At 40.6% G+C, this 2,145-nt stretch carries 4 protein-coding genes; all 4 read left to right on the top strand.

Annotation, left to right across the window (positions count from 1 at the left end; translation table 11 throughout):
• A partial coding sequence (locus tag ACEW8F_RS12925) for a zinc-ribbon domain-containing protein (protein WP_373483886.1) occupies positions 1-148 on the top strand: 148 nt, incomplete at its 5' end.
• A 154-nt stretch (positions 149-302) separates the two neighbouring features.
• Positions 303-569 (top strand): GIY-YIG nuclease family protein, encoded by a 267-nt coding sequence (locus ACEW8F_RS12920; protein WP_373483885.1) that lies wholly within the window; start codon positions 303-305, stop codon positions 567-569.
• A gap of 12 nt (positions 570-581) precedes the next feature.
• On the top strand, positions 582-1,616 hold the full coding sequence (locus ACEW8F_RS12915; RefSeq protein ID WP_373483884.1) for a potassium channel family protein: 1,035 nt from the start codon (positions 582-584) through the stop codon (positions 1,614-1,616).
• A 54-nt stretch (positions 1,617-1,670) separates the two neighbouring features.
• Positions 1,671-2,145 (top strand): Mur ligase family protein (locus ACEW8F_RS12910; RefSeq protein WP_373483883.1); only part of this gene is annotated, 475 nt, incomplete at its 3' end.

Here is a 2,145-nt window from a genome sequence, read left to right as displayed (position 1 = left end):
TTGTCAAGATTGTGGCGAAGAATTTGTATTTACAGTAGGTGAACAAGAATTCTACCAGGAAAAAGGTTTTGACAATGAACCAAAAAGATGTCGTGAATGTCGAACAAAAAGAAAACAAACTAGAAGACCAAGAAACAGCAATTTCTAGGAAGTTCTAAAAAAAACAATGAAGATCCCTTTTAGGGATCTTTTTTTCATACAGGACCATGTCAGTTGAGGATCTGGTTAATAAGCCAATCGATCGGTTAATCTGATTGATTCGACCCTGGTGTTTTCATTGAAACTGAAAGAAAGATAAACAAATGATAGACAAGGCTTACGTATATATCGTAAAATGTAGTGATAATACCCTTTATACCGGATGGACTACCAACGTCGAAGCTCGGATTGAGGTTCATAATTCGGGAACCGGGGCAAAATATACCCGAGGCCGGCTTCCGGTTACTCTGGTTTATTGGGAAGTTCTCAATACCCGGTCCGAAGCCCTTAGCCGGGAAGCTATTATTAAAAAAATGTCAAAGCGGCAAAAAATAAAGTTGATTCAGAGCAGTGAATCCTGCGATCAATAAAGGAGTTTTGTTATGAATCCGTTTGTCAATGAATTCCCTAAATACGAAACCCTGGCCAATGGAAATGCTATTATCATGATTTATGATCTGTTTATCCTGCTGCTTTTTTTGTTTGAGCTATTTTTATTTTATAATAAAGAACGCATTGTTGAAGAAGTAAAGCTGAATCAAACAAAAAAGATTAAACCGTTCCGCCGTTTTCTGGTAAAATTGATTGTCAATTATGAGTATCAGGGGATTCTAATGGTGACCGGCGTGTTACTGCTTATTTCGCTGGTGGTAGTGTCCAGCCATCATCGGATCTTAGTCAGTGAATTAATTGGAATTTTGGGTAGCTTTGCCGTTTTTATAATCATCGTATTTCTGGTTCAGCATCTTTTTATGAAGATTGACCAGTTTCAGGATATTGTTGTCTCACGTTTTGTGGATCTGATCTTTTATCTAGTGCTGGGTCATTACTTTGTCCTGTTTGCGAATTTTATTTCGCCGCCGAGCCTGCCACTGGGTTTGGTCGGTCTTTCCTTTGCCTTGATTCTCTGTTTTTCGGTGATGATCCGGGCCATTGCCAATCCCAGTATCATTCGCAGTTCGGTTTCAAAAAGGCGAAAGTATCACGAAACTGCCAGTATCTTAAAAGGTATGCTGGTGCTGGTTGTTAGTGAGATGAGTATCCTCTATCTGATGGTCTATAATTGTTTTAAGATTAGTCCTGATTTTTATGCGGGCAATTCAGACCGCGCTCTGGACGCCTTTGATATGCTCTATTATATGGTGATCTCTTTTGCTACCATTGGTTATGGGGATATTCACCCGGTTCGCGTTAATGGCATGATCTACGGCGAACTGGTGGCGATGGTGATCGGTTTAGCCAGCATGTTCAGTACTGCCTGCTTTGTCGGAGCGGTAGTTGCTGGGGCGGCGCAGATGAGCTGGAATCAGAGCCTGGAAAGTGGAAATCAGGATAATTCGACGGATCAGGCAGAACATAATAAACGGAAAAGCATGATCACCGTGGTCCGGGAAAAGTTAAAGAATAAAGAGCTGTAAAGCTCGCAGTACGATCGCAATGGTAACTACAATAATAAAGAAAGGTTATTAATAATGAAATTTTATCTTGCATTATGGTTTGCAAAATTAATGGGGATTGCCATTAATCTTGTCAGTAAGGATCGGGGAACCAACCTGCCAGGCGAAAAAGCCTTGACAATCGACCCTGATTTTGTAAAACATTTTAAAAACATTGATTACTCGAAGGTTATTTTCATTACCGGAACCAACGGGAAATCCTCGACAACTAACCTGGTTACCCATATTTTAAAAGAAAATGGAAAAAAGATTGTCTCGAATCTGGAGGGCGCCAATTTATTGGGCGGAATTGCCACGATTTTGGCCAAAGAAGCCAGTTTGTCGGGGAAACTCAAGGCGGACTATTATATTTTTGAAACCGATGAGCGCTATCTGCCCTTGATTTATGCCCAATTGCCGGCCGAAAACATGCTGATCACCAATCTGCAAAAAGATCAGGTCCAGAGAAATGGGGATCCGGATTTTATTATCCGTAAATTAAAAGAGGTTG

It is taken from the genome of Acetobacterium sp. (assembly GCF_041752335.1).
GTDB lineage: Bacteria > Bacillota > Clostridia > Eubacteriales > Eubacteriaceae > Acetobacterium.
The sequence above is the reverse complement of the archived record's forward strand: the minus strand, read 5'-3'. Positions and strand labels throughout refer to the sequence as shown.